General features: G+C 49.7%; 12 protein-coding genes. 3 read left to right on the forward strand and 9 right to left on the reverse strand.

Features of this window, described 5'->3' with window-relative positions; translation table 11 throughout:
- The first annotated feature begins 348 nt into the window (after positions 1 to 348).
- Positions 349 to 1,746, forward strand: a complete 1,398-nt coding sequence (locus EL628_RS00395; protein WP_126577835.1) for a glutamine synthetase family protein — start codon at positions 349 to 351, stop codon at positions 1,744 to 1,746.
- Here EL628_RS00395 and EL628_RS00400 read toward each other — a convergent pair.
- From EL628_RS00400 to EL628_RS00425, 6 genes are all read right to left on the reverse strand, one after another.
- Positions 1,743 to 2,630 carry an ABC transporter ATP-binding protein gene (locus EL628_RS00400; protein ID WP_126577836.1) on the reverse strand — a complete coding sequence of 296 codons (888 nt, stop codon included), beginning with the start codon at positions 2,628 to 2,630 and terminating at the stop codon, positions 1,743 to 1,745. The two genes, EL628_RS00395 and EL628_RS00400, sit on opposite strands and share 4 nt — an antisense overlap.
- Before the next feature lie 64 nt (positions 2,631 to 2,694).
- On the reverse strand, positions 2,695 to 3,513 hold the full coding sequence (locus EL628_RS00405; RefSeq protein ID WP_126577837.1) for an ABC transporter permease: 819 nt from the start codon (positions 3,511 to 3,513) through the stop codon (positions 2,695 to 2,697).
- Positions 3,510 to 4,250, reverse strand: coding sequence for a hypothetical protein (locus EL628_RS00410; protein WP_126577838.1), 741 nt, complete (start codon positions 4,248 to 4,250; stop codon positions 3,510 to 3,512). Before EL628_RS00410 ends, EL628_RS00405 begins: the two co-directional genes overlap by 4 nt.
- Positions 4,251 to 4,268: 18 nt before the next feature.
- Entirely contained in the window at positions 4,269 to 5,498 is a 1,230-nt protein-coding gene (locus EL628_RS00415) for a HEAT repeat domain-containing protein (protein WP_126577839.1), read from the reverse strand.
- A gap of 14 nt (positions 5,499 to 5,512) precedes the next feature.
- Positions 5,513 to 6,100 (reverse strand): RNA polymerase sigma factor, encoded by a 588-nt coding sequence (locus EL628_RS00420; RefSeq protein WP_126577840.1) that lies wholly within the window; start codon positions 6,098 to 6,100, stop codon positions 5,513 to 5,515.
- Positions 6,101 to 6,271: 171 nt separating this feature from the next.
- Positions 6,272 to 7,294 (reverse strand): FTR1 family iron permease, encoded by a 1,023-nt coding sequence (locus tag EL628_RS00425; RefSeq protein WP_126577841.1) that lies wholly within the window; start codon positions 7,292 to 7,294, stop codon positions 6,272 to 6,274.
- Positions 7,295 to 7,621: 327 nt separating this feature from the next.
- On the opposite strand from EL628_RS00425, the gene coaA reads away from it, so the two are divergent.
- Complete coding sequence (gene coaA / locus EL628_RS00430; protein WP_126581835.1) at positions 7,622 to 8,587, forward strand: type I pantothenate kinase; 966 nt, start codon at positions 7,622 to 7,624, stop codon at positions 8,585 to 8,587.
- Between the two features lie 42 nt (positions 8,588 to 8,629).
- On the opposite strand, the gene EL628_RS00435 is transcribed toward coaA, so the two are convergent.
- Positions 8,630 to 8,869, reverse strand: coding sequence for a hypothetical protein (locus EL628_RS00435; RefSeq protein ID WP_126577842.1), 240 nt, complete (start codon positions 8,867 to 8,869; stop codon positions 8,630 to 8,632).
- Positions 8,870 to 9,111: 242 nt separating this feature from the next.
- Complete coding sequence (locus EL628_RS00440) at positions 9,112 to 10,377, reverse strand: glycosyltransferase family 9 protein (RefSeq protein WP_126577843.1); 1,266 nt, start codon at positions 10,375 to 10,377, stop codon at positions 9,112 to 9,114.
- Between the two features lie 295 nt (positions 10,378 to 10,672).
- Between EL628_RS00440 and EL628_RS00445 the strand changes: the two genes are divergently transcribed.
- Entirely contained in the window at positions 10,673 to 11,908 is a 1,236-nt protein-coding gene (locus tag EL628_RS00445; RefSeq protein WP_126577844.1) for an MFS transporter, read from the forward strand.
- A gap of 110 nt (positions 11,909 to 12,018) precedes the next feature.
- Here EL628_RS00445 and EL628_RS00450 read toward each other — a convergent pair whose 3' ends face one another.
- Complete coding sequence (locus EL628_RS00450) at positions 12,019 to 12,636, reverse strand: superoxide dismutase (RefSeq protein WP_126577845.1); 618 nt, start codon at positions 12,634 to 12,636, stop codon at positions 12,019 to 12,021.
- Positions 12,637 to 12,736 lie beyond the last annotated feature (100 nt).

Genomic DNA, 12,736 nt, shown 5'->3' on the forward strand with positions numbered 1-12,736 from the left:
TAACGCTTCCTGATAACGATATACTTTTAGTAAGATTGACTAATAAAGAGTATAGAAAATACTTCCTGACGACAGCAACAAAACATTACCTATGAGCTCTCTTGACAGGCAATTCTGAACGTGTGACAATGCGAAGAAATTGCGCACTTAGCACTTAGCAATTGGTACATTGATATATTGGTAATCAGTATTGCCCGCAATGATTGTACAATTATTTGCACAACCAGACTTGCACAGTCATACTTGTACAGTCATGAATATAGAGAAAAGAAACAGTAATCAGAGCCCTCGCCTATATTGTCAACTATTGTCAACGGAGATAAGTAGTGCGAGCAGAGGAGCAAAAGGATGCCAGAGAGAAAATCACACCCCAGCTATGAGCAGGTCATGGCCATGATTAAAAACGAGCGAGTCCGCTTTATCAACCTGGAATTTACCGACGTGGTTGGTATGGCCAAATGTGTGACGATTCCAGTGGAACAGTTCGCCGATTGTGTGGAACATGGAAAGTGGTTTGATGGCTCTGCTTTAGAGGGCTTCGTTCGCGTGGCCGAAAGCGATATGTATCTGCATCCAGATATTGCAACGTTTGCGGTCCTCCCTGGCAAGGTTCGCCCCTCTTCATCACAACGCAAAGGCTCTAGCGATCTCTCATCCGATAGCGAGATCTTAGGGCGCGTGATCTGTGATGTCCGCACTCCCGATGGCGAGCGCTTCGATGGCGATCCCCGCGCCGCTCTTCAACAGGCAATTGAACAGGCTAATAATCTGGGCTTTACGTATCGCGTAGCCCCCGAGTTAGAGTTCTTCCTGCTCCGCTACGAGGATAAGACGCCTGTTCCACTTCCACATGATCGCGGAAGCTATTTTGATCTCTCAACCGACTTTGCCGTGACCGTTCGCAGTCAGATGGTGCAGGCTCTCCAACAGATGGGCATTAAGATTGAGGCCAGCCATCATGAAGTGGCTGAGGGTCAGCATGAGATTGATCTGGCAAGTGGCGATGTCCTCCAGATTGCTGATGGACTGATGACGGCTAAATATGTGATTAAGGCTATTGCAGCTCAGCATGGACTCTATGCAACCTTTCTCCCTAAACCCTTCTATGGTGTCAATGGCTCGGGTATGCATATCCATCAACAACTGATGAGCCTGGAGACGGGGAAAAACGCGTTTGTTGATGAGCATAATGAGTATAGTCTCTCAGATATCGGACGAGGCTTTATCGCCGGTCAGCTCGCCCACGCACGAGCTATGTGCGCACTCCTGGCCCCTCTGGTCAATTCTTATAAACGATTGGTTCGTGGCTATGAAGCACCGGTCTTTGTCAATTGGGGCCGGGTGAATCGTCAGGCGCTCATTCGCGTTCCACGATTAGGATCAGATCCCCACTCATCGATGCGGATCGAATTACGGGGCGCCGATGCCAGTTGCAATCCTCATCTTGCCCTGGCGGTAATGCTGCGGGCAGGACTCGATGGCATCGAGCGCAAGCTTACCCTCCCACCTGCCATGGACGAGAATATCTTCCTCCATGATGAAAGCGAACGCCTCCGCCCACGTGCTCAACTTCTGCCCGCAACCCTTCGCGAGGCATTGGATCTGATGAGCGACGATGCATTAATTCGCGATACACTGGGCGATTCAATCTATGAGGGCTTTATCGATGCCAAAAGCATTGAGTGGACCGATTATAGCCAGCAAGTCCACTCGTGGGAGGTCGAACGCTATCTCCCTGTTTTTTAGTATGCTGAGGCAGACATACCCGTACGCTGCTCGTGCATCAGCCAGACATAGCCATCTTCCAACGTAGGATCAGCAGGAATACCGTTCACCACACGCTGACCAATGACTCGATATTGTACGGTAGTCCCCATGTTCAATGTGGAGACTACCATGAGGTCGCCCTCTGGTTTTGGACCGCTGGTTGTTACAATCCAGACCTTACCGCGCGCCTCCTCTAGCATCTGTACAATCGTCCCCTGAAAGATAACCTGGCCGCTCTTCATTACTGCCAGGTTCTGACAGGTCTGTGCAATATCTTCAACAATATGAGTCGAAAGCAGCACAGTCCGATTGCCACCTAGATCTGAGAGGAGATTGCGAAAACGAATGCGCTCTTCAGGGTCTAATCCAGCTGTCGGCTCATCTACAATCAATAGCTGCGGATCATTCAGCAGGGCCTGCGCAATCCCAACCCGGCGCTTCATTCCCCCTGAAAAGGTCTTAATCTTACGGGACGCGACATTGCTTAACGCAACCATCTCTAATAACTCATCCACACGGTGCTTTCGCGCTTGCCGATTATCCAGTCCTTTGAGAATCCCCACATAGTCCAGAAATTCACGCGCACTGAGATCAGGATACATGCCTAGATCCTGTGGGAGATAGCCCAATATGCGCTTGATCTGCGCCATCCCCTGTGCAGTGGTACCATCAAAATGACCAACCTGAATAGTCCCACTGGTTGGATGAAGAATCCCCGCGAGAATACGCATAAACGTTGTCTTCCCGGCTCCATTTGGGCCCAGAAGACCGTACATTCCATTAGGAATCGTCAGGTCAATCCCTTTCAATGCCTCCACTTTACTACGATAGGTCTTCGCTAATCCCTGAATCTGAATCTGCATCTCGTTCCTTCTTTCTCATCGTTCTCATTTCATTTCATAGATTAGATCTCTACACATGGCAGCGCTATTGAAGAGCCCGGCGCAAACGGATATACCCTTCCAGAGCAAAAATGACCAGGATGGCAAGCGCAATCAACAGGAGGGTGCTCTCGATTGCTAATAATGGGGAGGAATGAATACCAGGATCACCATGCGGCCCCTTCGTATCTTCGTAACGCCCCAGATCATAGAATCCAAATGCAATATACAGGCCAGTCGGGGCTAAAATTGTTCGGCCCAGATTAAAGAGGTCTGCATGAAACCAGAGCGTATTCCAGAACCAGTAGCAAATGAACAAGAACTGATAGAGCGGCACCCACAGGACAGCAGGAACGGCAATCGAAAAAGCACCTGCAAACAATACTCCTGGCAACGCGATGACGATAAATGTTTCCAGGGCATACGGAATAAGGAGCCAGTTGTGTGAGACCGAAAGAGTGTAGCCAATCAGGCCCGAATAGACCAGGAACATTGGAATCAACGTTGCCAGCAGGCTCCCAATATATTTTCCAAACAGACGCGAGCGCAAAAACACGGGCATGGTGGTTAAAAGCTCATCAACATGTGTGCGCCGATCCCGTGTATAGCGATCAGCCAGTAAGGCACCTACACAGATGGGCAGAAATGTAGTCGCGTTAAAGGCCCAATGCGCAGCAACGGCCAGTAAAGGCATCTGGGCCAGCAATAATGGAACGGTTTTATCCAGCCGACTGGAGCCCTGACCATATTCAACCAGGATCAAAAGAGTAAAAATGAGAAATGTAATCCATAGCGAACGCCGACGCAGCTGCATCAGAAATTCATACCGTACTATCCCCAGAAAGAGGTGAAAGTGCTGTTTCATTCTTCAGTTGAACCTTTCAGTAAGCGCTCTGTGTTCTGTGACAGGAGCCAGGCTGCGATAAAAAACAGAAGGCTCAGGACTAACTGGTCCCAGCGCGTATTCCACCAGTAAAGCGTAAAATGAGTCTGTGAAACGTGCTCCAGAGGAAAGGTCAGCAGGGTCGATGGAAAAAGAAGAAATGGTCTCAGCCAGGGCACACTGGCAATGGTATCAACAAACAGGATGGCTACCAGCCAGATTCCACCCAGTAGAGCTCCACTGGCAGTCCGGCTCTGAATGATCAACGCCAGACAGAAGCCCAGGCTGAGAAAGAAGAGTAACGGGGCCAGCCAGAGCAATTGTAAGGTCGCCACCCGAGCCATAGGCGTCCAGCTCTGCTGAAAAGCTGGCAAAGGGAGTAATGTATTGAGTTCGATGCCAATCAGACAGCAACAGGCCAGGAGTGCGCTCCAGACGAAAATGATCCCCAGCCGTAAGCTATTCGTCGTACCATAGCTCCTGGGCATGGTTAATTGCAGTTCAATTGCTTTATCCTGAGAGAGCAATGAGGTCGCGACGATACCAGCCGAAAGGGGCAGAAACATCTCCAGGCCGGACAGCCAGGTTCGCGTTACACTCTGATGTAAAAAGTATTGGAGCAGCGTGAATAACACAACTATTCCCATTGCACACATCGGAACACCCACGATCACGCGCCAGCCTAATTTGAGCTCATACCATAAACGATCACGCAACATGATGAACCAGCACTCCTCTTATAATTCTTTAAAGCCCCTGATCTGACACGGCGCGATAGAAAACGCGACGACCAGACAGATGATCATCAGACAGAATTGCCATTGTGGTGCCATTATCAGCGGTATGATTGGCTCGTTGAGCCTCTGGGCCTGCACCAGACCATAGAGAAACATGCTTAGACAGGACCACCACGCCCCCACAAGGATTGTTAATACCAGAAGTACTGAGGCGATAAGGCAGAGAGGTTCCAGCCAGAGCTGCAAAATTCCCCAGAAACCTTGCTGATACAGCAGCGCAATCATAACTGAGGCCCCCGATGCTGCCAGGGTATTTAAACTCACGATGCCGAGAAAACGGCTAAAGAGGAGCAAACGGAGCGAAGTTGGGGTTGCCAGAGCAATCTCCATGCCTTCTTCAGCGCGAATATCAATGGTAAAGGCGATGCCCAGCATGGTCGAAAGCAGACAGACCAGCGTCAAACTGGTTGCCGCTGCCTGATGGCCTGGTGTGTGGTCAAAGGCCATGGTAACAAACAACACAGCAGCATAGCTTAACAGGAGGAGAAGCGCAGGTACCTTCCAACGCCCAATCATGAGAGTCAGTTGAGCGCGAAAGACCAGCATAGCATGATAAAATATCTCGTATGCCTGTCCTGTGAGGCTCAATGAGTAAACGCCATGAAAAAACGGACGTAACTGCTGTTTCTGGACTGTACGCACCTCAATGCTCTGTTGCGCATATTCCAGAGCAGATTGAGCCGATACACGTACGCTACTACTGGTGTCTTGTAGAGCAGACTTCAATAGCGGCATCACAGTCTGCCCATAGCTCATTGCCAATTGACCCAACGTAAGGACCGTCATCTCACGCACCTGCCAGTCCTGGTCGCGCAGGCTTAAGACAAATTGCTCTAACGGAGCCTGCGAACCCAGTGCCCCCAAGGCCTGTATCGCTGCCACGCGCACCTGGGGTTCATCATCATGACAGGCGATGAGAAGGGGATCGATCAGAGCCTCATTTGGATGGGCTGATAGGGCCTCCAGGGCCGCGACTCGTAGCTCCCACTGCGTATGACTGAGTAACTGGACCTGTCGCAGGACTGAGAGCTCCTCTACCCTTTGTTCATATTCTTCCTGCTGCTCAATTCGGCTCAATACTGTTGCTAACAACGAGGCTGGAGCCTGTACACCTGTTGCTGATCCATCTATTGTTGCAGGTTCAGGCTGCTGTTCAGTCTCATTTTCCATCCTGGCCTCCTCTTTTACGCTTTGTCGCGGACCAACGTCTGCGCTTGTAAGAACATCCTTAATTGTTTTACACCACGATGGAGATTAACCTTCACTGCCGCCAGGGAGAGGTCCAGGAGCTCAGCAATCTCACGATAGCTGAGTTGCTCAAAATAATAACAGGTAATAACCAGACGATAGCGTTCTGGGAGCTGCGCCACCAGCGCCTCTAGCTCTGCCTGCTGCTCTTGCGTTTCAAAGATGATCTCTGGCTGCTCTTCTGTTCTCTCTTCCATCTCTATGACCGAGCTATCCTCAAAAAGACCAGAAGAGACTACCTGCAACCGCGCACCACGTACATGATGATCGAAAGAATGAATCGTGATTTTGTAGAGCCAGGGTTGCAGTTTAAGTGTCTGCACACGCCAGGCAGGATATTTTTTTAAGGAGAGATAGGCATGTACAAACGCTTCCTGTACAATATCTTCCGCCTCCTGGGCATTCCCTGTCAGGCGTAGCGCAAAGATAAACAAACGCTGCTGATAGCACTCAACCATGGGTTGAAAATACTGTCGCAGATCCTGTGCCAGTAATGTGGGGAGCATCTGTTCCGAAAGCTTCATCGTTGTCCTTCCCAATTTTTTTTGCGCTTCTGCCTGTAGATACCAGAACCGGACCAAAAGGTTACAACACAGAGCAGGAGCGAGCGAAAAAGACGATCATCTTTTTCGCTCGCTCCTGCTCTTAAAATGGCCCTGTATCTTCAAGAGCCACGACTCGAAGCTCTTACCCGCTTATCTGGTGCTGGTCGTACTCATGATATTCTGTTTAGCAGCTTGTTCAGCCTGACGGCGTGGACGCCAGATTTTGAAGTATTCGGCTGAAAAGTAGGAGCCAACCACCAGCAACGCCGCAACAACTTGAGAGATAAGCCCCTCATAGTTGGGGAAGACGGCAAACCAGAGGCCCATCCAGCCTGGAATTGGCAGATTGACTGGTGTGCTAGAGATCCAATGTGCCAGCTGCATCTCTTGAATGCTCTCACCAACCATCACGACCAGAACAATGCCAAGCATCACGCCAGTAAGGACCAGCATCTTCTTATAGGGTAACTTATGGTGGAACTTAAAGGTCAACAGTCCCACAATAGCGGTGAAGAAGAGTCCGATTGAGACGCCCATCAGAACGGTCTGAGCCCCCACCTGGAGCCGCAAACTCTGTAAGAACAGGACTACCTCGAAACCTTCACGATACATGGCCGAGAGCCCCAGCATGGCCAGACCGAAATTTGTCTTTGCCTGATTGCTACCAGCATCCTTCATAATCTCTTTGCGGCGCTTGTTATGTAAAGAGATCCAGCCAGTCCAGTAGATCTTATGGAAGAACCAGTTCATAATGATTAACAGAACGATAATGGCTAGCAGGCCAGTACCAGCCTGAATATCCAGAGCTGGCGCGCTTACCGCATCAATGATTGCAATAGCGACAAACCAGGTAGCAACGGTGGCTAAAAAGCCGATTCCCGAGCCAATCGTGATCGGCTTACGATAGGATTGGTTGGATTTTACGAGACTTGCAGTTAACGCCGACAGGACCAGAATAGCCTCCAGACCCTCACGAAACACAAGAATGGCGGTATTTAAAATGACTGCATTATGATCAAGATGTGGTGCAGTCGGATCAGGAGTGCCCGAAGCGGTAATGCCTTGCCAGACAAGCACTCCTACAATAAGGATTCCCGCCAGAATCAGTATTATACGGAGCACAGTACGCCAGAGCGCTCGTACTCCTGCCACATCGATAGATCTGCTTGACATTGTTCTTCTCCAACCAATACTATTTTATATGGTCTGGCTCAAAATACTGCCTGCCAGACAAAAATTTTTGCGTTGTGTGACACAACTCTTTTCGCCCCGTGCATGTGAAATAAAGTCAGCAACATTAGGGCGTGCTAATATCCTAGCAACACAGTCGGATATTAGCACGCCCTAATGTTAAAAGTCAAGGGTAGATCTCGTCAGAATGCTACAGATGTGATAAATTAGGAAGACTCTGAATGGGGCTGTCTGATGAAATCATATCGAAAGGATGAGCTGGATCCAGGTTATGCTCTCAGGTTCGACCTGGCCAGGCAAACGATTATCATGCAGAAAGATTTTTCAATCCGCCAATCGGATCATCATTCACGCTACCTGGTCTTCTCGCGTGAAGAGTGGGCCCGGTTGCGTGCCTCAACCCCTCTTACGCTCTCTGAAGAGCGCCTGCTCTCCCTGCGTAGTCTCAATGACCGCATCTCATTGATGGAGGTCGAACAGATCTATCTGCCGCTCTCGCGCCTGCTCAATCTGTATGTAACGGCGGTACAGAATCTCCATACGGCAACCGCTACGTTTCTGGCTCGTTCTGCTGCCCAGGTCCCCTACGTAATTGGCATAGCTGGGAGTGTGGCTGTCGGCAAAAGTACTACAGCTCGTCTGCTTCAAGCGCTTCTCTCAGACTGGCCCTCGCGGCCACATGTTGAATTGATTACAACCGATGGCTTTCTCTGGCCCAATCGGGTCCTTGAAGAGCGCAATCTCATGCAGCAGAAAGGGTTTCCAGAAAGTTATGATGTCAAACGGCTGGTCCGTTGTCTGGCGGCGCTAAAAGCTGGCACGCCTGAGGTTCAAGTTCCGATGTATTCTCATCTGATTTATGACATCATCCCTGATCAGATGCAAACGATTCACCAGCCCGATATCTTAATTGTCGAGGGCCTGAACGTCTTGCAGACTGGTGATAATCAATCACGACAGCACAATCGCCCCTTCGTCTCAGATTTTTTTGACTTTACAATCTATGTGGATGCCGAAGAAAAGATTATTGAACACTGGTATCTGGAACGTTTTTTAACGCTGCGCGAGACGGCATTCCGCGATCCTTCTTCCTACTTTAAACGCTATGCTGATCTCTCAGTAGATGAGGCTATGGCGACTGCTCACTCCATCTGGGCGGCCATCAATGGCCCAAATCTCCAGGAAAATATCCTTCCCACGCGAGAAAGAGCACAACTCATTCTTCGCAAAGGGAAGGATCATTTTACTGAAGAGGTCAAGCTTCGCAAATTATAACGTGCTATGATGGTTTCACATCAGGTGGCAGAGCGCACAGAGTTACTCAAGAATAGCAGCAGGCAGATGGGCAATCTCGCCCGAAATAGAGTAGCAGATAGCCTCTTTATTGGGGAAGGTCATAATATAGGCACCATCAACGATGTTCCCGGCTCGATCTCGGCTGGGCTCCTCTGTCATATAATGGCAGACGATGGCTTCCGTCTCGACAACGTCTCCTTCATAACGGCGGATCAAACGCAGAGCATTGGGAGTTATAGTAGTGCAGAAAAGAGTTTTCACAGGCTCCTCCGGATATTCCTGAATATAGGAATGAGATTGGTTGATTGATGTACAAGAAGACGCAGTATGAAGCTGACAGATTGTTGAGAATCCAGTAGTGAGAATCTTAGCAAGACCATCGTAGGGCGCAAAGAGTTCCAGTACCTTTGGTTGAGTCAGAATAACTGATCAATGATGATAGAGCATGATGCATCAAAGAGGGTGCTTCCGCTTCAAGTCAACAGATAAACGATGGGCTATGGCTAGCAAGTAGAGCAGACCTGAAATTCTAGTGGCAGGCTGGCGATAGCGGCCTCATAAATCTCGTCTGGTGGAATGCTATTGATAATCTCTGTCTTTCCCCAGATGATGGCTGACTCGAGCTGTTGATAGCTGTAAGGGTTCGGCTCGACTGTAATACCTCGATGCCAGGTAGTTGAAGACCAGACACGACGTGAATACAGGTTGCCGGGCAGAAATGGCGTAATCGTCGGAATACGCAATGCACCTGCAATATGGCCTGGTCCAGTATCATTGGAGAGGGCCAGTATCGCATGATTAGTTAATACGCTCAGTTCAATGAGTGTATCCGTCTGCTGAATAACGACGCGAGCATTCTGGTTGACTCCAGTAAAATCCTGCAACCATTCCTCCATATCCGCTTTCTTGAACCCTCCTGGGAGATTCTCATCCGGACCACAGGCCAGCAAGAAATTGAGCTTCTGCTGCGGAAAATGTCTGGCAAAATAGGAACAGAGCAAGTAAAGTACTTCATCCCACCGCTCATAACATTTTGCAACCACTACCGATTGAAAAAAACAGATAATCTGAAGCGCCTCTTGATCAAGCTCATATCTACTTGCCAATTCCTCGTAGAGTTTTCGATCTTCGTCGGACAACAAGATGTGCGGCTGCGCAGCCGATCCATCAATCGTATGAGGAGACAGATAAAAGAGATTCTCAATAAAATCAGCATAGCGGCGATCCTGTCCACGCTGCGCATAGCTACGCAGGCCCACACGAAAGAGATGCCCCAACGTTGCGATTGTTACCTGCTTATCCGCCAGCTCCCGCAGTTCGAGATAAGGCAGACCATCGTGCTCTCCATGAAAATCCAGGATCAAGACCGTCTTCTGCTCAGCAGTCTGGCAGATCTGTTCCGTTAACTCCTCTGATGAAATGGCAGAGGTAATAGTGATAGCTGGCCAATATTTGCTCTGATAATATGGTTCAGCAAATAGTTCAACGCTCCCTTGATCTACGACGATCTGGATGGGGAGCCCGGCTCTCTCTAGCGCTATCAGCGCCTGCAGACTCGCTTCTAACAGGCCCGTCCCTACCACACATTCACCCAGACGGCCCGCTTTGCCCCCTAAGAAGATCACTACTTCATCGGCAGTCTGCAATAAACATCTTGTCTTTCGTAGCAGGGCTTGCTCATGTTCGGTTAATAAACGCTCCGGCTGCACAGCCCACTCTTGTAAAAAGGTGAACTCAAAACGATGGCTGCCAGCAGACCGATCAGACATCTAGTTTTTACCTCCTTCTACATAGATGTAAGTCTAATTAGATTGTAGAGGAGATTGCTGCTCGTGTCAAGACATTCTGCCGTCTGAGAGCGTTTTGAGAGATATGCAAGGCTGTGCTTTGCTTCTCAGCAGGGGATGGATAGCAGAGAGACTGGATTATAGTTGGACTGTACAAATATCCCATGCAAAAGGTAGTCATAATCGAATTGCTTGCTGTCCAAAAACACGGTAAGCTCCCCCTTATACATATCTACATATACATACACAGCGATTAAAAAAAGAAGGATGCGCATTCATGAATTTCATAAAGGCTTTGGGGAATCGTGCAATTGCACTCTTATGGGTGGGCCAGGTCCTCTCGTCCATGGGAGATTATTTCTATCAGATTGCCGTGATGTGGATTGCCGTGAAGCAAGCTGGTAGTGGAGCTGGCCTGGTCGCTGCCGCAGAGACTGGATCACTCCTCATCTTTGGTCTACTGGGAGGAGTCTTTGCCGACCGTTGGAATCGACGCTATGTGATGCTCACAGTCGATTGCATACGCGCCGTTACGGTCGCCATTCTGCCGCTTCTGGCCTTTTTTGGAAGATTGCAGCTCTGGCATCTTGTCATAGCAGCCATTATCATCGGCAGCCTGGGAGCCCTTTTTAATCCAGCCCTCCAGGCCAGTCTCCCCAGCCTCTCAGGAGACGTCAAAACCTTACAGGCGACGAATGGTCTGATGGATGTCACCAGTCGCATCGCCCTGGCGATTGGACCGAGTCTGGCAGGAGTTCTGATTGTCTTTCTGCCTCTCCCACACTTTTTTACCCTCGATGCTATCAGTTTTGCCATCTCTGCTCTGGCTATCTTCTTCCTGGGACGAAACTTCGTCTGGCGGCCAGATCAATCGGTGCACAAAACAACTGGACTGGCCAGCATTCTTCATGAAATTCGCGATGCCATTCAACTGGTACACAGCCATCGTGCATTGGCCTGGGCCATCGTCAGTAACGGCATCCTCAATATTGTCTGGGGGGCTGCTTTTATCGTTGGCGTGCCACTCTTTGTTGATCGGACCCTGACCGGTAATGTCGGGGCATACGGTCTGATTGTGGGTGCCTATGGGGTTGGCAATGTGCTCAGCAATCTCGTGATTGGAAGTATCACCATACAGCGCCGGACCCTCAGCATCTTTCTGGGCAATATTATCCTGGGAGCTGGCTTCCTCATTCTAGCTCTGGCCCATAATCTGCCTCTGGCAATGATAGGAACAGCCGTAGCGGCACTTGGCGGCCCGATGGAGGATATCAGTATGGCAATCATGATGCAGACCGAGCTACCAGCCTCTGAATTAGGAAAGGTCTATAGTCTGCGCATGGTTCTCTCCAGCGTGGGGGGAGCTCTTGGACTCTCACTGGCCGTTCCATTCTTTGCCCATCTGAGCATCGGTGTGGGGATCGGGCTCTGTGCTCTCACGATGATCGCCTGTGGCATCGCCGGTGTAGTGCGCTTTGGAGTGAGTGAGCCAGAGATTGTGATTACTCACTGAACCGAAGATCGTGAGTACTTACCAGAAGATAGTGAATACTTACCAGGAGTGCAGACAAAAAATCGGGTAAGCCAGAGTGGCTTACCCGAAGAAGAAGATCCAACAGGCTCTTACTTGTGGCTTAAGGCTGTCTTGTAGCGATCGCCCACGATATCCCAGTTGACCACATTCCACCAGGCACCGAGGTACTCGGGGCGGCGGTTCTGGTACTTCAGATAGTAGGCATGCTCCCAGACATCATTGCCAAGAACGGGATAGTTGCCATCAATGAAAGGGCTATCCTGATTGGCGGTCGAGGTGATTGCCAGCTTACCACTCTTATCCAGCACAAGCCAGGCCCAACCGGAACCAAAACGCTTCACGCCAGCATCATTGAAAGCCGTCTTGAAAGCATCAAACGATCCGAAGGTCGCATCAATAGCGCTGGCCAGTTCGCCGGTTGGCGTCTTGCTACCGCCAGGAGTCATGATCTCCCAGAACATGGTATGGTTAATATGTCCACCACCATTATTGCGAACAGCAGTGCGGGCGCTCTCAGGCACTTCATTCAGGCGACGAATAACCTGCTCGATAGGAAGATTAGCAAAGTCGTGGCCCTGTAAAGCGTTATTGAGATTGGTCACATAGGTTGCATGGTGCTTATCATGATGCAACTGCATTGTCTGGGTATCAATGTACGGCTCGAGCGCGCTGTAGTCGTACGGCAATTTTGGAAGTTCAAAAGCCATGTAAACATCACTCCTTACTCAAATAGAAGAGAGAGATCACATACCTCCCATGCTCTATTGAGGTAATCACTGACTATGCCAACACGTGTCGGGCATAGCA

Origin of the sequence: Tengunoibacter tsumagoiensis (assembly GCF_003967535.1) — a bacterium.
GTDB lineage: Bacteria > Chloroflexota > Ktedonobacteria > Ktedonobacterales > Ktedonobacteraceae > Tengunoibacter > Tengunoibacter tsumagoiensis.

Bases quoted from the DNA above. Each gene is read 5' to 3' on its own strand.
- EL628_RS00420 (WP_126577840.1), bottom strand. From the start codon at position 6,100: ATGAAGCTTTCGGAACAGATGCTCCCCACATTACTGGCACAGGATCTG.
- EL628_RS00450 (WP_126577845.1), bottom strand. From the start codon at position 12,636: ATGGCTTTTGAACTTCCAAAATTGCCGTACGACTACAGCGCGCTCGAG.
- coaA (WP_126581835.1), top strand. From the start codon at position 7,622: ATGCAGAAAGATTTTTCAATCCGCCAATCGGATCATCATTCACGCTAC.
- EL628_RS00425 (WP_126577841.1), bottom strand. From the start codon at position 7,294: ATGTCAAGCAGATCTATCGATGTGGCAGGAGTACGAGCGCTCTGGCGT.
- EL628_RS00415 (WP_126577839.1), bottom strand. From the start codon at position 5,498: ATGGAAAATGAGACTGAACAGCAGCCTGAACCTGCAACAATAGATGGA.
- EL628_RS00445 (WP_126577844.1), top strand. From the start codon at position 10,673: ATGAATTTCATAAAGGCTTTGGGGAATCGTGCAATTGCACTCTTATGG.
- EL628_RS00400 (WP_126577836.1), bottom strand. From the start codon at position 2,630: ATGCAGATTCAGATTCAGGGATTAGCGAAGACCTATCGTAGTAAAGTG.
- EL628_RS00405 (WP_126577837.1), bottom strand. From the start codon at position 3,513: ATGAAACAGCACTTTCACCTCTTTCTGGGGATAGTACGGTATGAATTT.
- EL628_RS00440 (WP_126577843.1), bottom strand. From the start codon at position 10,377: ATGTCTGATCGGTCTGCTGGCAGCCATCGTTTTGAGTTCACCTTTTTA.
- EL628_RS00395 (WP_126577835.1), top strand. From the start codon at position 349: ATGCCAGAGAGAAAATCACACCCCAGCTATGAGCAGGTCATGGCCATG.
- EL628_RS00410 (WP_126577838.1), bottom strand. From the start codon at position 4,250: ATGTTGCGTGATCGTTTATGGTATGAGCTCAAATTAGGCTGGCGCGTG.